Source organism: Streptomyces sp. f51, from assembly GCF_037940415.1.
In the GTDB taxonomy this organism is placed as follows: domain Bacteria; phylum Actinomycetota; class Actinomycetes; order Streptomycetales; family Streptomycetaceae; genus Streptomyces.
In genome coordinates, this window is record NZ_CP149798.1 from 6,330,249 (window position 1) to 6,350,754 (window position 20,506).

Sequence of the window (20,506 nt, forward strand, 5' to 3'; positions counted from 1 at the left end):
CCTTGCGTCGAAAGAACTGGTCAGCGCCCCCTGCCACATGTCTTTCGTGCGCCCGCGGGTCCCGGGTCCTGCCGACGCGCACCGTCGGCCGGACCCGCGCGTCCTCATGTCATGAGCGGCCCCCCAGCAGTCCCGCCGCGCGCGCCCAGTGGTACTTCGCGCCGAGCACGGCCACCGGCATCTCGGTGGTGTACGGGTAGGCCACGACACCCCGCTCGTACAGGTACCGGCACGCCTCCTCGACCTCGACGTCGCCCGCGAGCGACGCCACCACGGGCTTCTCGACGCCGCGTTCGCGGAACTCGGCCACCACCCGCGCGGTGAGCTCGGCGAAGACCATGGGCGGGGTCACGATCGTGTGCCAGTAGCCGAGGACGAGCGCGTGGACGCGCGGGTCCGCGAGGCCGAGCCGGATCGTGGCCTCGTACGTCGACGGCGGCTCCCCGCCCGTGATGTCCACCGGGTTGCCCGCGGCGCCGAAGGGCGGGATGAACTCCCGGAAGGCCGCGTCGAGATCCGGCGGGATCTCCATGAGGGACAGTCCGTTGTCGGTCACCGCGTCGGACAGCAGGACACCGCTTCCGCCGGCGCCCGTGATGATCACGACGTTGTCGCCCCGGGGAGCGGGCAGCACCGGCAGGGCGCGCGCGTACTCCAGCAGGTCGGTCAGGCCGGGAGCCCTGATGACGCCCGCCTGCCGGAGGATGTCGTCGTAGACGGCGTCGTCGCCCGCGAGGGCTCCGGTGTGCGAGCCCGCGGCCCGCGCCCCGGCGGCGGTCCGCCCTGCCTTCAGGACCACGACGGGCTTCTTCGGGACGGTGGCGCGGGCCGCCTCCACGAAGGCGCGGCCGTCCTTGAGGTCCTCCAGGTGCATCGCCACGCACCGGGTGTGCGGGTCCTCGCCGAACCACGTGAGCAGGTCGTCCTCGTCCAGGTCCGCCTTGTTGCCGAGACCGACGATCGCCGAGACACCCGTCTTCGTGGTCCGCGCGAACCCGAGGACGGCCATGCCGATGCCGCCGGACTGCGAGGTGAGCGCGACCCCGCCCTTCACGTCGTACGGAGTGCAGAAGGTGGCGCACACGTCCTGCCAGGTCGAGTAGTAGCCGTAGATGTTCGGGCCGAGCAGCCGGATGCCGTACCGCTCGCCGATGGCCGTGATCTCGTCCTGGAGTCCCTGTTCGCCGGTCTCCGCGAATCCGGAGGGGATCAGGACGGCGTTGGGGATGTTCTTGCGTCCGGCCTCCTCCAGGACGCGTGGCACCGCCCGGGCGGGAACCGCGAACACCGCGACGTCCACGTCGCCGGGGATGTCCGTGACACTCGCGTAGGCCTTGCGGCCCTGGATGTCGTCCGCCCTGGGGTTCACCGGATGGATCTCGCCCGCGAAGCCCCCGTCCACGAGGTTGCGCAGCACCGCGTGCCCGATCTTGCCCGGGACGTCGGACGCGCCGATCACGGCGATCGATCGCGGCCGCATCAGCCGGTCCATGGAGGCGAGGATCTCCGTCCGGGTGTAGCGGCGCCGCCCGGCCGCCGGGCCGGCGCCGAGGAGCACACGGATGTCCGCCGCGATCGCGCCGCCCGGGGAGGCGATCACCGGGTTGAGGTCCACCTCGGCGATCTCGGGGAAGTCCGTGACGAGTTCGGAGACCCGGCGGATCTGCTCGGCGAGGGCCGCCCGGTCCACCGCCGGCCCGCCGCGCACCCCGCGCAGGATCCGGGCCGCACGGATGGAGTCGAGCATCGACAGCGCCTTGCCGGTGTCCACCGGGGCGAGCCGGAAGGTGACGTCCTCGAGCACCTCGACCAGCACACCGCCGAGCCCGAAGGCGACGACCTTCCCGAACGTCGGGTCCGTCACCGCGCCGACGATGACCTCCTGTCCGGGCGGGATCAGTTCCTGCACCTGGACGCCGTCGATCCGGGCACGGACGTCGTACGAACGGGCGTTGGCGACCAGCGTCCGGAAGGCGGCCCGTACGTCCGCCGCCCCCTCGACACCGACCAGCACCCCGCCCGCGTCGGTCTTGTGCAGGATGTCGGGGGAGACGATCTTCATCACGACGGGTGCGCCGAGGCGTTCCGCGTGGGCGACCGCCTCCTGTTCGTCGCGGGCCAGGGCCTCGCCGGGTACGGCGATCCCGTAGGCGTCGGCGACCTCCTTGCCCTCCGGCGCCGTCAGCGCGGCGCGCCCCTGGCGCCGGACGCCGTCGAGGAGCGCCCGTACCCTCGCCACCCGGTCCCGGTCCGCCATCTCAGATCACCCCGCCCGACTTGAGAAGCGTCAATTCCTCTTCACCGAGGCCGAGTTCACCGATGTAGATCTCCTCGTTGTGCTCGCCGAGCAGCGGGGAGGCGGTGATGTCGACGGGGGAGTCGGAGAGTTTGAGCGGGCTGCCGACGGTGACGTAGGTGCCGCGCCCGGGATGCTCGACCTCGACGACCATGCCGTTGGCGGCGAGCGAGGCGTCCTCGATGATCTCCTTGGTGGACAGGATCGGTCCGCACGGGATGCTCTCGGCGTTGAGTTCCTCCAGCACCCGCCACTTGGGCAGCGTGACGGTCCACTCCTCGATGAGCTGGAACATCTTGGCGAGCCTCGGCAGCCGGGCCCGAGGGGTGGACCAGCCCGGGTCGTCGGCCAGTTCGGGACGGCCGATGAGCCGGGTGATCGGCCCCCAGCCGGCGGGCTGGACGATGACGTAGACGTAGTCGTTGGGGCCGCCGGGCGCGCACTTGACGGCCCAGCCGGGCTGGCCGCCGCCGGAGGCGTTGCCCGAGCGGGGGACCTCGTCGCCGAAGTCCTCGTTCGGGTACTCCGCGAGCGGCCCGTGGGCCAGCCGCTGCTGATCGCGCAGCTTGACCCGGCAGAGGTTGAGGACGGCGTGCTGCATGGCCACGTTGACGCGCTGGCCGCGTCCGGTGCGGGTGCGCTGGAGGAGCGCGGCGAGGACGGCGGCGACGGCGTGGACACCGGTGCCCGAGTCACCGATCTGGGCTCCGGTGGCCAGTGGGGGGCCGTCCTCGAATCCTGTGGTGGCCATGGAGCCGCCCATGGCCTGCGCCACCACCTCGTACGCCTTGAAGTCGGTGTAGGGGCCGTCCCCGAAGCCCTTGATGGAGGCGTAGACGATCCGCGGGTTGATCTCGCGGACGCGGTCCCAGGTGAAGCCCATGCGGTCGATCGCGCCGGGGCCGAAGTTCTCCACCAGGACGTCGGAGCGGCGGATCAGCTCGGTCAGGAGCTGTTTGCCGCGCTCGGTCTTGGTGTTGAGGGTGATGCTGCGCTTGTTGCTGTTGAGCATGGTGAAGTAGAGGGAATCGGCGTCCGGGATGTCCCGCAGCTGGGTGCGGGTGATGTCACCGGCAGGCGCCTCCAGTTTGACCACGTCGGCGCCGAGCCATGCCATCAACTGGGTCGCCGAGGGGCCGGACTGAACGTGCGTCATGTCCAGGACCCGGATGCCTTCGAGAGCCTTGGTCGTCACAGGTCACCTCACTTGTCCGTTGCCTTGAGCCGCCCCGATGGAGCCGGCGGTGGGTCAGGTTCGTACATTGCATACAGTCGACGAATACTGTATGAAGATGGTTATCCCGCATCCGATGGGTGATGTCCAGGGGTCGCGCACCACTTTCAGGACAGGAGCCGAATCGTGGACCTGTACGAACATCAGGCGCGTCAACTCTTCGCGGAACACGGTGTGTTGGTACCGAGGGCCGAGATCGCGGACTCGCCGGGCGTGGCCCGGGACATCGCCTGCGAGCTCGGCGGCCGGGTCGTCGTCAAGGCCCAGGTCAGGACCGGCGGGCGCGGCAGGGCCGGCGGAGTGCGGCTCGCCGAGGACCCGGACGCCGCCGAACGCGTGGCGCGCGAGATCCTCGGCATGACCATCGGGGGCCACCCGGTCCGGACGGTGATGCTCGCCCAACCCGTCGACATCGAGAGCGAGTTCTACGTCTCGTACGTCCTCGATCGCGCCGCCGGACGCTTCCTGGCGATCGCCTCCGCCGAGGGCGGCACCGAGATCGAGGAGGTGGCCGCGGCCCGGCCGGAGGCGGTGGCACGCGTCCCCGTTGACCCCGCGGAGGGCGTCACCGAGGAGAAGGCGGCCGAGATCGTCCGGGCGGCCGGACTGCCCCCGCGGACGGCCGGCGTCCTCGCGCGCCTCTGGCAGGTGCTCACGCGAGAGGACGCCCTCCTCGTCGAGGTGAACCCGCTCGTCCGCACCACCGGGGGACAGCTCGTGGCCCTGGACGGCAAGGTGTCGCTCGACGACAACGCCCTTTTCCGCCACGCGCGTTGGAGCGGACGGGAGACCCCGCACGACGACCCGCTGGAGGCCGCCGCCGCGGCCAGGGGCCTCACCTACGTGCGGCTGGACGGCGAGGTCGGGGTCATCGGCAACGGCGCGGGCCTCGTGATGTCGACGCTCGACGTCGTGGCCGGCAGCGGCGCCCGTCCCGCCGACTTCCTCGACATCGGCGGCGGAGCCTCCGCGCGGGTCATGTCGGACGGACTGTCCGTCGTCCTGTCCGACCCCGGCGTCAGGTCCGTCCTCGTCAACGTCTTCGGCGGCATCACCGCCTGCGACACGGTGGCCGAGGGCATCGTGGCGGCCCTGGACACCGTACGGCCGGCCAAGCCGATCGTGGTCCGCCTCGACGGCAACAACGCGGCCCGTGGCCGTGCCGTCCTCACGGACCGGGCGCACCCGCTCGTGCACCAGGCCGCCACCATGGACGAGGCCGCCCGTCTCGCCGCCGAACTGGCCCACACCAGCTGAAGGAGCGGGACATGGCCGTGTTTCTCACCGAGGACTCCAAGGTCCTCGTCCAGGGCATGACCGGCGCCGAGGGGATGCGGCACACCCGGCGCATGCTCGCCGCCGGCACGGAGATCGTCGGTGGCGTCAATCCGCGCAAGGCGGGTCTGGCCGTGGAGTTCGACGTTCCCGGCACCGAGGGGCGGGGGAGCGCGCCGAGGACCGTCCCCGTCTTCGGTTCGGTGCGCGAGGGGATGCGGGCGACGGGCGCCGACGTGAGCGTCGTGTTCGTGCCGCCCCCCTTCGCCCGGGCGGCCGTACGGGAGGCCGCCGACGCCGGGATCGCCCTCGCCGTCGTCATCACGGAGGGCATCCCCGTGCACGACTCCGTCGCGCTCCGCGCGCACGCCGCCGCCCGGGGCACCCGCGTCGTCGGCCCCAACTGCCCCGGCCTGATCTCCCCGGGACGCTCGAACGCGGGCATCATCCCCGCCGACATCACCGGCCCCGGACCGATCGGCCTGGTGTCCAAGTCCGGCACCCTCACCTACCAGCTCATGCACGACCTGCGGGACATCGGCTTCTCGACCTGTGTGGGCATCGGCGGCGACCCCGTCGTCGGCACCTCCCACATCGACTGCCTGGCCGCCTTCGAGGAGGACCCCGACACCGAGATGATCGTTCTCGTCGGGGAGATCGGCGGCGACGCCGAGGAACGGGCGGCCGCGTACATACGTGATCACGTCACCAAGCCCGTCGTCGGCTACATCGCCGGCTTCACCGCCCCCGAGGGCCGCACGATGGGGCACGCCGGGGCCATCGTCTCGGGCTCCTCGGGCACCGCGCGGGCCAAGAAGACGGCACTGGAGGCGGCCGGCGTGCGGGTCGGCGAGACCCCGACGGGGACGGCAGGGCTGGTCCGGGCGCGGCTGGCCGGCCGGGCGACCCCGAGTGATGTCACTCATAGTTAATGCGCGGTGACTGTCGGAAGCCGCAGGGCCCCGTTACGTTCCCTCATGTACGCGACGACTGTTCGCGCGGCCCGTGCGGCCTGCCGTCCGGCAGGATCCGGGCCCCCGCCCCCGACTGTGCACCGAGAGCGGAGACACCCGATGCCCACCCCCGACCCCAGCCCTTCCGACCCCAGCCCTCCCGGCTCCGGTCCTTCCGACCCCGACCCGTCCGGTCCCACGCCACCCCGTCCCGGCCCCCTCGCCGCGACCCCTCTCGTCCTCAAGTCCGGTACGTCCTGGAGCGACGCCTGGCGGCGGTCCCTCGCCGTCGCCCCCGAGGCGTTCCGCGACGACCGGGTCCTCAACCTCTGGAACTCCGGCTGGCAGGCCGACGGCCGGGCCATGCCCGCCACCAGCCCCGTCGACGGCAGCCCCATCGCCGGACCGCCACGGCTCGACGGCGCCACCGCCCGCTCGGCCGTCCGTGCCTCCCTCGACCAGCACCGCGCCTGGCGGCATGTGCCCCTCGCCGAGCGCCGGGCCCGTGTCGCGGCGGCCCTCGACGCGCTCACGGAACACCGTGAACTGCTCGCCCTCCTGCTGGTCTGGGAGATCGGGAAGCCCTGGCGGCTGGCCCGCGCCGACGTGGACCGCGCCATCGACGGCGTGCGCTGGTACGTCGACGGCGTCGAACCCATGCTGGAGGGCAGGACCCCGCTCGACGGACCCGTCTCCGACATCGCCAGCTGGAACTACCCGATGAGCGTTCTCGTCCACGCGATGCTGGTGCAGGCGCTCGCGGGCAACGCGGTCATCGCCAAGACCCCCACCGACGGCGGAGTCGCCTGTCTGACCCTGGCCTGCGCGCTCGCCGTGCGCGAGGGCATCCCGCTCACCCTGGTCAGCGGCAGCGGGGGCGAACTGTCGGAGGCGCTCGTGCGCGCGCCCGAGATCGGCTGCGTCTCCTTCGTCGGCGGCCGGGACACCGGCGCCGCCGTGGCCACCGCGGTCGCCGACCTCGGCAAGCGCCACGTCCTCGAACAGGAGGGGCTCAACACCTGGGGCGTCTGGAACTTCAGCGACTGGGACGCCCTGACGGCCGTCGTGCCCAAGCTCTTCGACTACGGCAAGCAGCGCTGCACCGCCTACCCGCGCTTCGTCGTCCAGCGTGCCCTGTTCGACGAATTCCTCGCCGCGTACCTGCCGGCCGTACGCACCCTGCGCACCGGCCACCCGCTCGCCGTCGAGCTGCCCGACGACCCCTTCCCCTCGCTGGACTTCGGCCCGCTCATCAACGCGGCCAAGGCCAAGGAGCTGACGGACCAGGTCGCCGAGGCCATCGACCGCGGCGCCGTCCCGCTGTACCGCGGCAGGCCCTCCGACGCCCGCTTCCTGCCGGGACAGGACACGGCCGCGTACGTCCAGCCCGTCACGCTCCTCAATCCGCCCCCCTCGTCACCGCTGCACCACGCGGAACCCTTCGGCCCGGTCGACACCATCGTCCTGGTCGACACCGAGGCCGAACTCCTCGCCGCGATGAACGCCTCGAACGGAGCGCTGGTCGCCACGCTGTCCACGGACGACGAGGAGACGTACACCCGGCTGGCCCCCCAGATCCGCGCCTTCAAGGTCGGCCGGGGCCGGCCCCGCTCCCGGGGCGACCGCGACGAGCTCTTCGGCGGCTTCGGAGCGTCGTGGCGCGGCGCCTTCGTGGGCGGGGAACTCCTGGTGCGGGCGGTGACGCAAGGACCGTCGGGGGAGCGGCTGCCGGGCAACTTCCCGGACTATCACCTGATGCCCTGATGCCCTGATGCCCTGATGCCCTGATGCCCTGATGCGCTGGGGCGCTGGGGCGCTGGGGCGCTGGGGCGCCCGGCGCCCGGCGCCGGGTCCGCCAGGCCACCCGACGCCGGGACCGAGCGCGGTCACCGGAGGCCACGACTCCGAGCGGTCACCCGATGCCCTGCCGGTCCGGTCGCAGCGCGAAGGCGCGGTCCGAAGGCTCGGCGACCGAGCGCTCCACGGCCTCGACGAGCAGCGCGCGATGCCGGAGCAGGGGCTCACGGCGGTCCGCGGGAGCGATCGCGGCCAGATCGTCGAGCCCGGCGAGCAGACGCCGGGTGACCTGCGGTGTGCCCACGGCGCAGCCGCGGATCTCGGCGAACCCGAGATCGACGAGCTGGGTCCACCCGGGCACCGGCTGCACCAGCCGCACGTTCCCGCCCCGGTCGCGATGGAGCGCCGCGTCGAGGGGCCGGCCGGCGACGGCCGTCAGGAACTGCACGATGCGGTCGATCGCCTGCACGGCCGTGGTCGGGTCGTTCACCGCGGCCGACAGGGCCCGCAGGCCGATGTCGGACAGCTGCCGCAGCCCGAACGCGAAGTCCTGGTGGAAGGTGCGCTCCACCCCGACGGACACGGTCCGGCCGAGGGAGCGCCCGGCCGGTGCACGGCCTCCGTGCACGGCGAACAGGGGTGTGCCCGGTACGACGAAGTCCCCGATCCGCGGGATCAGCCTCAGGACGACGCCCTCCTGCCGGGCCGCCCGCACCAGCCGGGTGATGTTCACGTCCCGCAGGACACCGGCCCGCCCGTGGTGGGCGACCAGGGCGGTCTCGGGACCGAGCGTCTCCTCCTCGCCGGTCGAGCGGCCCACGGGCATGCGCGCCATGACCTTGAACGCCTCGCGGGTGATCCGGTCGATGACGTGGCTGATGCGCATGAGCCGCAGGGTCTGGTTCACGTACAGCACGAAGAGCAGCAGGCTCAGCCCCAGCATCGTGAGCGTCAGCACCGACTGGATCAGCGGGATCGAGGTCACGTACCGCGCCTCGGTCTGTCCCTCGTACGAGGTCAGCACGAGCAGCGACAGCAGGAACGTGGCCAGGAACACGGCGAAGGTGGCCTTGGTGATCCTGCTCCGTACGAAGATCCGGACCACCCGCGGACTGAACTGCCCGCTCGCCATCTGCACGGCGACCAGCGAGATGCTGAAGACCACACCGATGAAGGTCATCATCGCCGAGCTGACGACGGTCACGACGGCCTTCGCGTCCTCCGCCAGCCGCAGCAGATCGTCGAGGGTGTCGTAGTCGCGGGCGTCGCGCAGCGAGTCGACGATCGCGGTGTCGATCCCGGTCGCCACCGCCCACACCACGAAGACCAGCACCATGGCCGCGGTGGGCGCGAACCAGAACGTGTCCCGCAGATGCTCCCGCCACGGCGACAGTGCCCTGGGCCGCCGCCCTTCCCGCAGACCGCCGGTAGTCATCCAGTCACCCATGGTGCGACTGTAGGCGCACCCCCACCGAGGTCCGCGGACCCGCTCCGTGGGCCCGGATATGCAGGTGAAAGGCACTCCGAAACCTTGGTATTGTTGTCCATGTCGCCGCGGGGAACACCCCCGGCCAGGCGGCAGACACCTTGTCCGGGTGGCGGAATGGCAGACGCGCTAGCTTGAGGTGCTAGTGCCCTTTATCGGGCGTGGGGGTTCAAGTCCCCCCTCGGACACTTCTACACTCGCTGTAGCGACACGCAGATGAGGGCCTCGACCACATGGTCGCGGCCCTATGTGCGTTTTCGTGGGGATTCCAGCGATTCCCTGTGGCGGTTCGAGGGCAGGCCGGCGGAAATGGAGTCCGGGGGCAACCGCCGGTCCCACAGAATCTCCGACCGGATCTCACCGGTGAGCACCGCGGTGAGGAACCGGGTCACGGTCATGTGCCTGTTCAGCCGCACAGTGGCTCGCTCGTGGTCCGACTGCCGGCGATCCCTTCCCGCCGAGCGGCGTGCCGGGCTGACTCGTCCTCGCCCCTGGCGACGGGCCTCGGCGAGGTCGGTCACTGATCGGCCCCGCTCTGGGTGATTCCTTTGCTGTTCGTATGGAGATCCTTTGTAAAGCGGCCCGCAGTGACGCCATAGCGTGAACCTCTGCGGGAGGCATGGCTGACTGATGCCTCCCTCTTTGATGTGCACGTAAATCCCTTGCCACAGAGGCGACTTGTGTGTCAGGGGTCCAGGAGGGGGCGCAAGAATGGCGCGGATTTCGGGGTGGACAAGCGGGCGGGCAGGCTTAGCCGCCCGGCGGGTTCGGCGCACGGCGGCGGTGATGGCCGGCGCCCTGGTGGTGAGCCTGCTTCCGGCCGGGGTGGCCACCGCGGCCGCGTCGGTCGAGCGGCACGTGAAGATGCCCTCGGCTCCGCAGAACAAACGAGTCCCCTTGACCCACCGAAGGGCCCATTGGGGCTCGACTCCCAAGGGTTTCAAGCATTTTGATCCCGGCGGGCATATGAAGCTCCCCGGGCCGGCCAGTTCCCTGGTCACCCTGCCGGTCGCCCCCGCCTCGACGCGGCTGACCTCGAAAGCGGCTCAGGTACGGGCCAAGGGCACTCCCGTCCTGCTCGGTGGCGTCGCGGAGGCAGGGGCCAAGGCGAGCGGCACCGCCACCGGATCGCAGCGCGTGCGGGTGACCGTGCTGGATCAGAAGGCGGCACGGGCGGTCGGCGTGCACGGTCTGCTCTTCGGTCTCCGGCGCACCAGCCCCGGTGGCGGAAAGATCGCGCTACGGGTCGACGACTCCTCGTTCCGCTACGCCTTCGGCGGTGACTTCGCCTCCCGTCTGCACCTGGTCCAGCTGCCGGCGTGCGCGCTGACCACGCCCAAGCTGGCCAAGTGCCAGGTCCAGACCGCGGTACGCACCACTCCCGGGACGCCGCTGTCCGCGCAGGTCACCGTTCCGGGCCCGAGCACGGCGGGGGCGGATGCCGCGGGCTCCGCCCGGTCGGCGGCGACGCCGTCCGGCGCCATGGTGGTCATGGCGGCCACTTCGGGCGCGTCGGGTTCGTCCGGCGACTACGCGGCGACCAGCCTGTCGCCCGGCGGTTCCTGGTCGACCTCGGGGAACACGGGCGCGTTCACCTACAGCTATCCGATCTCGGTGCCCCCGGCGATCGGCGGCGTGGCCCCGAACGTCGATCTCTCCTACAGTTCCTCCACCCAGGACGCGCGTACCGAGGGCACCAACAACCAGTCCTCGTGGTTGGGTGACGGCTGGACCTCGGCGGAGAACTATGTCGAGCGCACCTACAAGCCCTGCAAGGACGACTCGTCGTCGGGGGCGCCGAAGAACGACGGCGACCAGTGCTGGGCGGGGCAGATCCTCACCCTGTCGCTCAACGGCATGTCCACCGACGTCGTCTACGACGGCGCGACCAAGACCTTCCACTCCGCCGAGGACAGTGCCACCACCAAGATCGAGGACCTGAGCGGTGCCACGAACGGTACGGCGAACGGGGAGTACTTCAAGGTCACCGAGGGCGGGGTGCAGTACTTCTTCGGCCGCAACCGGCTGCCGGGCTGGGCCGGCGGCAAGGACGAGACGAAGTCGGTGTGGACCGAGCCGGTCCACCACGCGCACAGCGGCGTCTCCGACTGCCCGGACAGCACGGACTTCGCCGCCACCTCCTGCACGCTGGGCTACCGCTTCAATCTGGACTACGTGGTCGACACCCACGGCAACGCCACGGCCTGGTACTACGCGCCGGAGACCGGGTACTACGGCGCGGACATGAAGGACACCGCGGTCGCCTACACGCGCGGCGGCACCCTGTCCCGGATCGACTACGGCATGACCGCCTCGACGGTCTACTCGGGTACCGCGCCTGAGCAGATCGTCTTCGACACTGCGGAGCGCTGCATCCCGGGCACCCCGTCGGGCAACACCTGCGCGGACAGTCAGTTCACGCCCGCCAACGCCGCCTACTGGCCCGACGTGCCGGTCGACCTCAATTGCTCCAAGGACTCCACCAGTTGCACCAACCACGGCCCGAGCTTCTGGTCCCGTAGACGCCTGACGTCGATCACCACGCAGATCCAGGTGGGCGGAGCGACCCAGCAGGTCGACAAGTTCACCTTCACCCAGTCCTTCCCGGACGGGGGCGACCACGCCCCCACCCTGTGGCTGGACTCCCTCCAGCACACCGGCCTGGACACCCTGGGCGGAGCGTCGGGCAGCGCCTCCACTCCGGCGCTGAGTTTCGACCCGCCGCTGCAACTGGCCAACCGGGTCGGCACGATCCCGCAGATGCCGCTGATGTACCACGACCGCATCCAGACGGTCACCAGCGAGACCGGCGCCCAGACGACCGTCACCTACGACCGGCCGAACTGCTCCAGCGCCCCGGCCGGCGACCCCAACGACCCCGCCGACGCGGCCGCCCAGACCTTCGCCTCCACCAACACCCTGTCCTGCTTCCCGGTGTACTGGACCCCCGACGGACAGCCCGCGCCGTGGCTGGACTGGTTCTACAAGTACAAGGTCTCCTCGGTCGTCACCACGGACACGAGCAACTCCTACCAGGACGGCACCCAGCCGGAGCTGGAGACCGACTACGCCTACAAGGGCAACCCGGGCTGGCACTACGACGACAACGAACTCGTCAAAGCGAAGAACCGCACCTGGGGCCAGTTCCGCGGCTACCCGGAGGTGGACGTCACCACCGGTGACCCGAACGTCTTCCACTACACCGACGGCGCCAAGGTCCACGACCAGAAGACGCTCACGAAGTCGTACTACTTCCTCGGCATGAACGGGGACACGCTCCCCGGCGGCAAGACCCGCTCGGTGCCCGACCTGACCAGCCAGGACGGTGCCACCTCGGTCACCGACGACGACGCGCTGGCCGGACAGACCTTCGAGACCGACACCTACACCAGCGCCACGGGCGGCCTGGACAAGGCCGTCGTCACCGTGCCCAAGGTCATCGGCCCGACGGCGGTCCGCAGCCGAAGCGGCGTGCCGGACCTGACGGCGCAGATGGTCCGCACCGCCAAGTCGCTGACCCGTCAGGCCGTGTCCTACGGCTGGCGCAGGACCGAGACGGACACCTTCTACAACACCACCCTGGGCAAGCCGACGACCGGCGCACCCGTGCAGGTCGACGACCGGGGGGAGACCGCCGACAGCGACAACGTCGCGAAGTGCACCTACACCCGCTATCTCACGGGCGGTGCCGACACGGTGGTGGTGCCCGCCGAGACCGTCACCACGGCCCAGGACTGTTCGAGCGCCGGCGCGACTCCGAGCGGCACCCTGATCTCCGACACCCGCACCTCCTACGACACCAACGGCTTCGCCTACGACGGCGACGGGCAGACGAATCCCGCCCTGCCCAAGATCGGTGATGCCACCCTGGTCCAGCAGGCATCCTCCGCCGACGGTGCCACGGCCACCGCTTTCGTGGATCAGGCCGCCACCCGGTACGACTCCTACGGTCGCCCGACTAAGGTCACGCGTACTCCCAACTCCACGTCACCGGACGGCAAGAGCCTCGCCCAGACCGTCTTCACCTCCTACACCCCGGCCAGTGGCGCGCTGCCCACGGGCAGCACGAGCGTCACCCAGGTCACCCCGGGCGTCGACTGCTCGGCGGTCACCGTGTCGTCCAAGGACTGCCGGCTCACCGGCAACACCGTGGACCCGGCCCGGTCCCTGCCCACCGCCAAGACGGACGCGGGCGGCCTGCTCACCTCGCTCACGTACGACGCGCTGGGCCGCCTGACCGGGGTGTGGCTGCCCAACGAGAGCAAGTCCGCCAGTGCGCCCGCGAACACGACCTACAGCTACAACCTGTCCCAGCAGCCCCCGATCGTCACCACCAACACGCTTCTGGACAACGGCGGTTACCAGACGAGTGAGACCCTGTACGACGCGATGCTGAGGCCGCTTCAGGTACAGACGACGGGAGAGAACTCGAGTACCGCGGTCTCGGACACCCAGTACGACTCCCACGGCTGGACGGTCTCCACCAACAACGCGTTCTTCGTGGCCGGCAGCCCCCGCGGCAGCCTGATCCCGGTCTCCCAGGTGTCCATTCCCGACACCACGGTCACCGACCACGACGGGCAGGGCCGGGCCGACCTGGTCACCGAGGAACACAACGGATCCAAAACCTGGTCCTCGACCACCGCCTACACCGGGGACAGGGCCACCGTCCTGCCGCCCAAGGGCGGCGTGGCCACCTCCAAGGTCGTCGACGCGCGCGGCCAGACCACCGAACTGGACCAGTACACGGCCGCACCCAGCCTGTCCGGTACCGCGGCGAACGGTTTCACCGTCACCGGCGGCACCGCCTCGGCCACCACCTACGGCTACACCGCCGCGGGCCGGCAGCACCGGATCACCGGCCCCGACAAGACGGTGTGGACGTTCGACTACGACCTGCTCGGACGCAAGAAGTCCCAGAACGACCCGGACGCGGGCAAGAGCAGCTACGGCTACGACGACGCCGGCAACCTGGTCTCCACCACGGACGCCAAGCAGGTCGAACTCGACTACACCTACGACCTCCTGGGCCGCAAGCTCACCGGCAGCGACAAGTCGAAGTCCAACTTCCAGTTCGCCTCCTGGACGTACGACACGAAGCGCATCGGCCTGCCGACCTCGTCGACCCGCTACGTGCAGGGCGTCACCGGCGGGTACACGGTCGCCGCCACCGGCTACACCACCCTCGGCAAGCCGACGGGCACGACGATCACGCTGCCGGCGTCCGAGGCCCCGCTGCCGACGACGTACACCACGACCTACACCTACACCGCCAAGGACCAGCTCCCGGCGACCCGGTCGGACCCGCGCACCCAGGGCCTGAACAACGAGACCATCACCTACGAGCACGACGCACTCGGCAACCCCACGCGAACCACCAGCAGCGCCGGCGTCTACGTCGACGGCACCGTCTACACGGACTACGGGGCGCCGTCCCAGGTCACCCAGGGCGCCTCGACGAACCCCGCCACGACCACGTACCACTACGACGACCAGACCCTGCGGCCGACCGAGCGCATCATCAGCCGGACCCAGGCACCCGGTCCGACGGTCGACGACACCACGTACACCTACGACGCCTCAGGCAACCCGACCTCCATCACCGACCAGCAGTCGGAGACCGGCAACACCGTCACCGACCAGCAGTGCTACAGCTACGACGCCCTGGACCGGCTCACCGACGCCTGGACCGGCAAGGACAACTGCGCCGCCAGCCCGCCCACGTCCGGCACCCTCACCACGACGCCCGGCTCCTACTGGCAGTCCTTCGGCTACGACGCCATCGGCAACCGCCACCAGAGCGTCGACCACGCCATCGGCGGCTCGGGCAGCACCGTCACCACCACCTACGCCGACGGCTGCACCACCGGCTGCAACTCCACCGGCGCCCAGCCCCACACCCTGACCGCCACCACCGGAGCCACGAACCCGACGAAGTTCGGCTACGACGAAGACGGCAACCTGCACACCCGCACCCCCACCACCGGCCCCGGTCAGACCCTGACCTGGGACGACGAGGGCCACCTGGCGCAGGTGGACACCACCGGCTCCAGCCCGGCGACCACCAAGTACCTCTACGACGCCGACGGCAACCAGCTCATCCGCCGCGACCCCGGCCAGACCACCCTCTTCGCGGGCGACACCCAGATCGTCGCCAACACCGGCGTCATCCCCAACGTCCTCCTCGGCGCCGTCCGCACCTACACCCACGGCGGCGCCGGGACCCCCGTGGCCATCCGCTCCAGCCTCACCGGCGGCGGTCTGAAGTACCTGTTCAACGACCCGCACGGCACCGCGACCCTCTCGATGGACACCACCACCCAGCAGGTCGCCCGCCAGCAGTACACCCCCTACGGCCAGCCACGCACCAGCGCCAACACCACCACCTGGCCCGACCCCACCCGTTCCTACCTCGGCAAACCCCAGGACACCAGCACCGGCTACACCGACGTCGGAGCCCGCAAGTACGACCCCGCCCTGGGCCAGTTCATCAGCGTCGACCCCGTCCTGGAGGCCGGCGACCCGCAGGAGCTCGGCGGCTACACCTACGCCGGGGACAACCCCGTCACCAACAGCGACCCGACCGGTCTGTGCCATCCCGACCAGTGCGGCAGCGGCTACCCCGTCGCCGGCGACCCCGAGCGGCGCGGCTACACCGGCCAGCGCAAGGGCGAGCCCGCGTGCACCATCTGCAACGGCAACGGCGGCATCCAGGGGCACAGCCAGTACAACCCCGACACGGTCTTCCCGGGTGTCGACGTACCGGTGAAGTGGAAGGGCCGGGACAAGTTCGTCCGCATCTTCAACAGGTATCTGGACGTGTCCCGCAGCACCAATGGCACACTGCCCGGCTACTTCACCAACGGTGAGAACCCCGAAGCGGCTGCCCAGCAACTCGGCTGGTACGCGCTGAACACCTGCTACGAGATGAGGACCTGTCCGCAGAGCCTCATGGCGAAATTCCGCAACATGTCCATGGGCTTCGGGGTGAGGATCGAGGCGCTCGGAGTCGGCGGCGGCGAAGGAATCGGCTCGGGGCTGGGAAGGATAGGCGGTTCCAGGGGAGCGGACGGTGAAAGGGTCGGCGGACCGTGCAGTTTCAGCTTCGACACCCGTGTTCTCCTGAAAGATGGAAAAACCAAGAAGATCGGAAAGGTCGCGCCTGGCGACAGCGTCGAAGCGGCTGACCCGAAAACAGGAAAGCACCGCGGCCCGCGTCGAGTCGTAGCCCACTTCGTCCACCACGACGAAGATCTCATCGACCTCAAGATCCGCAGCAACACCGGCAAGATCGAAACGCTCCACGCAACGTCCCTCCATCCCCTTTGGGACGACACGGAACATGCTTGGGTGAGTGCGGGGAAACTGGCCCCGGGCCACAACCTCAACACGGCCGCAAACAGGCATGTTGTCCTTGTCGAGGTAAAGGCGCTAGCCGGCTCCGCCGCGATGTACAACCTCACCGTGGAGCAGCTCCACACGTACTATGTCCTCGCGGGGGCCACGCCGGTCCTGGTCCACAATTCCGACGACGCGTGTGACGTTCCGCTGAAGTCGCTCCACCCGGACAGTTCTCTCGACAAGAGTTCGCTGGATTTCTGGCACAAGCAGGACACCGAGGACATAGTCTTCTCACTGAGGCCGGGCGCGCATGAGCCGCTGATAGCGAAGCCGGACGGAACCATCATGAACGGAAACACCAGGGTCTCGGTTCTGCGGTCGCGTGGATACGATGTCGATTCGCTGCCGCGCGAGCCCTACAGCGGGAAGAAAATGACCGACGAAGACTTCTGGGGCATGGACCAGTGACGATTCACGATCAATTTCTGACGGCCTTGAAGTCCGCGTCGCGGGAGACGTTCCTACTGGCCATGGGGCATCGGCTAGGGGTTTCGGCGCGAGATGTCTTTGCCGAGGACGGGCCGGGTGGACCGGGCGGACCGGACGCATTGCCGTGTGCTCGGGCCTGCAACGAGATGATGATCGTCATCTGGTCGCAGCTCTGGGCGACGAAGGATCCCGGTGTGCAGGGTTATCCCGACGGGGAGTTCCTCTCGATCCTGATGGGCAAAGCGGACATGGGCGGTGCTCGACCTCAGCTCCGGAGCGCGATCGAGAGCTCGCTGTTCCTCATGCGCGAGTCAGGCCATCCGGCGGGCTGATGAGGAATCACTCCCGGCATCTGTGGGGGTGAACTCCGACATGCCGAAGAAGCCCCGACGGAACCGTCTCCGTCGGGGCTTCGTCCGTGAGCGATGAGCGGTGTCGGGTCAGTGGGACGTGCTGCTGCCCGAGACCCACTGGTTCCACGACATGTTCCAGTCGCTGAGGCCGTTGTCCGGGGACACCTTGGTCTTGTCCGCGGAGTTCTTGACGATCACGACATCGCCTGTCATCGAGTGGTTGAAGAACCACGCGGCGGGCGTCCGGGGGTCGTCGGCGTTCCTGGCGTCCTTCAGGCCCACGCAGCCGTGGCTGGTGTTGACCTTGCCGAAGACCGAGGGGGCACCCCAGTAGTTGCCGTGGATGAACGTGCCCGAGTCCGTCAGTCGCATGGCGTGCGGCACGGCCTTGATGTCGTACGAGGGCTTGCCGTCCTTCTCCGTGAGGCCGACGGTCGCGCCGTTCATGTGGACGTGCGTGAACTTCTCCTCGATGACCAGCTGACCGTTGTACGTCGGGTGCTCGGCGCTGCCGGACGAGATCGGGATGGTCTTGATCGTCTTGCCGTCCCGCACGACGGTCAGCTGCTTCGTCTTCGCGTCGACCGTGCTGACCTGGCTTCGCCCGACCTTGAACGTGGCCGTCTTCTGGACCCCGTTGACGGTCATCTTGACGGTGACCGTGGAGCCGGGCTTCCAGTAGTGCTCGGGGCGGAAGTCGAGCCGGCTGCCGTTGAGCCAGTGGCCGACGACCTGCTGGCCGCTGCTGGAGCTGACCTGGATCTGCGACGCGACGGCAGCCTTGTCGTGGACCGTCCTGTCGAAGGTGAAGCTCACCGGCATGCCGACGCCGACGGTCGAGCCGTTCCCGGGGGAGAGGTGCCCGAGGAAGTCGTTGACCGGGGAGACCGTGGAGATCGAGGCGCCCTCCGTGGCGGAACGGCCCTGCGCGTCCTCGGCCTCCGCGGTGACCGAATAGCTGGTGGCCTCCTTCAGCGGGCCGTTCGGCTTCCAGGTCGTGCCGTCCGCGGACAGCGTGCCCGGAATCTCCGTACCGGTCGCGACGGCGGTCATGGTCACCTTGGTGAGCCGGCCGTTGCTGACGGTGACGTGCACGGCGTCGTTGAGTGCGACGCCGTGGACCTCCTGCCCGGGCGTGATCCTTATTCGGGCGTCGGAGGCGTCCTGGGCGCCCGACCGGGGCGTCGCCGACTGCGTGGGCGTCTGTGCCGGTGTCTGCGTCGGAGTCTGTGATTGTGTCTGCCCCTGTGCGCCCGGGTGGGTCCCGGTGCCGTTGGTGGCTGCGTAGCTGGTACCGCCCAGCGCTGTGAGTGCGAGTGCGCCGGCCGTAGCCATCAGTCCGGTGCGTCGCTTGCGTACGGTGATCAAACGCTTCTCCCATGCCGCTGGTCGTCGGATAGCTGGAGCCGGTCACCTAGGCGGCAATCCGCTCCAAAGAAGCATTTTTACGCTTTAGTCCGTTTTGGGGGAGGGGTTTGTGGCGGGTCTCACGCATACGATCTCCGCGCGTGCGGCGGCCTCACCTGTCGGTGATCCCGGACAGCCACGCCGTGTCCTCCGGGCCCGGCGCCTCGGGGTCGGGCGCCGGGAGAAGGCGGATCTCGCCCGTACGCAGGGCGATCGCGGCGCGGGCCCGCATCGGGCCGTGCCCCCTGCGTGAGAGCAGGACGAGTTCCCGGACGGTCGCCGTCATGGCGTCGAGCCGGGCGGCGCAGTCGGCGCCGACGCGCCGCGGGTCCCGGGTCCGGCCCAGGGACAGGTGCGGGGTGAAGGGCCTGGCGGACCCGCGGCGGAACGGGAACCGGTGCCTCAGCGCGTGGTGCAGGTCCTCCCATGGCGCCGCGCCGGCCGCCGCAGGGTCGAGCCACACGGTGGAGTACGCCCGGTGCCGGAAGGTCCGTACTCCGTCCAGCCGGGCGGTGAAGACCGGCGTCTCCGCGCTCGCCGCGGCGAGCAGCGGGGCGGCCCGATCGAAGTCCGGCTCGGGCACGAACGGGAAGAGCACGTTGACGTGCGGCGGCCAGCGGTGGATCTGCGGGTCGTGCTCCCGGCGGACGGCCTGGATCGGCGGCCACAGCTCCGCGGGTGGGACCCAGGCCACCGCCGTGCGGGCGGATGCCTCGACGGTGCGCACCCGGTCGGGGTCGATGGGGGCCACGCCATCCAGGCGGACCCGGTCCACCCCGCCGGGGTCGACGGGGGCCTCCCCGCCGAGGCCGGCAGGATTCACCCCTCCATGGCCGATGGGATCCACCCCTCCAGGGTGCCGCGCATCCCGCCCTCGACAGCCGCCGCGCATGTTTCCGTGACGTCAAACGTGATGTTGAATACGGAAACAATGTTGACATGAACACTTCCGCCAGGTGGTTGCCTGTTGTACCAAATGAGGGCCAGCTTTCCCGCTCAGGGAGGTCCTGTGAGACGCGTCAAATTGCGATCCACCCTTGTCGCCCTCGGTCTCGCGATGATGTTCGGCCTGGTGCTGACCGGTCCGGCGAACGCCGCCGGACCGGCCTATGTCGCGCTGGGGGATTCGTACTCGGCCGGCAACGGCGCAGGGAACTACGACAGTTCGAGCGGAGACTGCCACCGCAGCCTCAGCGCCTACCCCTACCTGTGGAAGAACGCCCACGCCCCGTCCTCGTTCGCCGACACCTCCTGCTCGGGGGCCGTCACCACGGATGTGACGAACAGTCAGCTCGCCCCGCTGAACTCCTCCACCGGCCTCGTCTCCCTCACCATCGGCGGCAACGACGCCGGCTTCTCGGACGTCATGACCACCTGTGTGACCGGTTCCGACAGCGACTGCGTCAACCGCGTCAACACGGCCGAGAGCTACGCGCAGAACACGCTCCCCGCCCGCCTCGACGCCACCTACAACGCCATCCGCGCCAAGGCTCCCAACGCCAAGGTGGTCGTCCTGGGCTACCCGCACATGTATACGCTCAACGTCTTCTGCGTCGGCCTCAGCGCCACCAAGCACAGCAAGATCGACGAGGCTTCGGACGTCATCGATGGCGTCATCGCCGCCCGTGCCGCCGCCCACGGCTTCGTCTTCGGAGACGTCCGCGCCGCGTTCGGCGGACATGAGCTGTGCTCCAGCGACGGCTGGCTGCACTCCCTGGTCGTCTCGCCGAGCTGGGAGTCGTACCACCCCACCGCCACCGGCCACGCCAGTGGCTACTACCCCGTCCTCAACGCCAACAGCTGACCTCCCCCGGGGCGAGCCGGCCGGGCTCGCCCCCTGTCTCCGCCGCCCGGCCGCCGGGCCGGGACGGTGAC

11 protein-coding genes and 1 tRNA gene are annotated in these 20,506 nt (G+C 69.9%); 7 read left to right on the forward strand and 5 right to left on the reverse strand.

Annotated features, from left to right (window positions below):
- Nucleotides 1-109 precede the first annotated feature (109 nt).
- Nucleotides 110-2,257: an acetate--CoA ligase family protein gene (locus WJM95_RS27430; protein ID WP_339132473.1), complete on the reverse strand. Its 2,148-nt coding sequence runs from the start codon at nt 2,255-2,257 to the stop codon at nt 110-112.
- Between the two features lies 1 nt (nt 2,258).
- On the reverse strand, nt 2,259-3,491 hold the full coding sequence (gene frc, locus WJM95_RS27435; protein WP_339132474.1) for a formyl-CoA transferase: 1,233 nt from the start codon (nt 3,489-3,491) through the stop codon (nt 2,259-2,261).
- A 165-nt stretch (nt 3,492-3,656) separates the two neighbouring features.
- Here frc and sucC point away from each other — a divergent pair, with 165 nt between their 5' ends.
- The 3 genes from sucC (at nt 3,657) to WJM95_RS27450 (ending at nt 7,522) form a co-directional block, all read left to right on the forward strand.
- Complete coding sequence (sucC, locus tag WJM95_RS27440) at nt 3,657-4,787, forward strand: ADP-forming succinate--CoA ligase subunit beta (protein ID WP_339132475.1); 1,131 nt, start codon at nt 3,657-3,659, stop codon at nt 4,785-4,787.
- Nucleotides 4,788-4,798: 11 nt separating this feature from the next.
- A complete protein-coding gene (gene sucD, locus WJM95_RS27445; RefSeq protein ID WP_339132476.1) occupies nt 4,799-5,737 on the forward strand; it encodes a succinate--CoA ligase subunit alpha in 939 nt (312 codons plus the stop codon).
- A gap of 141 nt (nt 5,738-5,878) precedes the next feature.
- A complete protein-coding gene (locus WJM95_RS27450; RefSeq protein WP_339132477.1) occupies nt 5,879-7,522 on the forward strand; it encodes an aldehyde dehydrogenase family protein in 1,644 nt (547 codons plus the stop codon).
- A gap of 148 nt (nt 7,523-7,670) precedes the next feature.
- Here the strand turns inward: WJM95_RS27450 and WJM95_RS27455 are convergent, their stop codons facing one another.
- Complete coding sequence (locus WJM95_RS27455) at nt 7,671-9,002, reverse strand: DUF2254 domain-containing protein (RefSeq protein WP_339132478.1); 1,332 nt, start codon at nt 9,000-9,002, stop codon at nt 7,671-7,673.
- A 142-nt stretch (nt 9,003-9,144) separates the two neighbouring features.
- Here WJM95_RS27455 and WJM95_RS27460 point away from each other — a divergent pair.
- The 3 genes from WJM95_RS27460 to WJM95_RS27470 all read left to right on the forward strand — a co-directional run bounded on the left by WJM95_RS27460 (nt 9,145) and on the right by WJM95_RS27470 (nt 17,203).
- Nucleotides 9,145-9,229 (forward strand) — tRNA-Leu (locus tag WJM95_RS27460).
- A gap of 778 nt (nt 9,230-10,007) precedes the next feature.
- Complete coding sequence (locus WJM95_RS27465) at nt 10,008-16,850, forward strand: RHS repeat-associated core domain-containing protein (protein WP_339132479.1); 6,843 nt, start codon at nt 10,008-10,010, stop codon at nt 16,848-16,850.
- Nucleotides 16,847-17,203, forward strand: a complete 357-nt coding sequence (locus WJM95_RS27470) for a hypothetical protein (RefSeq protein ID WP_339132480.1) — start codon at nt 16,847-16,849, stop codon at nt 17,201-17,203. The genes WJM95_RS27465 and WJM95_RS27470 overlap by 4 nt, the downstream gene beginning before the upstream one ends.
- Before the next feature lie 108 nt (nt 17,204-17,311).
- Here the strand turns inward: WJM95_RS27470 and WJM95_RS27475 are convergent, their stop codons facing one another.
- Nucleotides 17,312-18,592 carry an Ig-like domain-containing protein gene (locus WJM95_RS27475; protein ID WP_339132481.1) on the reverse strand — a complete coding sequence of 427 codons (1,281 nt, stop codon included), beginning with the start codon at nt 18,590-18,592 and terminating at the stop codon, nt 17,312-17,314.
- Nucleotides 18,593-18,743: 151 nt separating this feature from the next.
- A complete protein-coding gene (locus WJM95_RS27480) occupies nt 18,744-19,454 on the reverse strand; it encodes a 2'-5' RNA ligase family protein (protein WP_339132482.1) in 711 nt (236 codons plus the stop codon).
- Nucleotides 19,455-19,688: 234 nt separating this feature from the next.
- Between WJM95_RS27480 and WJM95_RS27485 the strand changes: the two genes are divergently transcribed.
- The gene (locus WJM95_RS27485; RefSeq protein ID WP_339135884.1) at nt 19,689-20,435 is read left to right on the forward strand and encodes an SGNH/GDSL hydrolase family protein; all 747 of its coding nucleotides are present in this window, start codon (nt 19,689-19,691) and stop codon (nt 20,433-20,435) included.
- Nucleotides 20,436-20,506 lie beyond the last annotated feature (71 nt).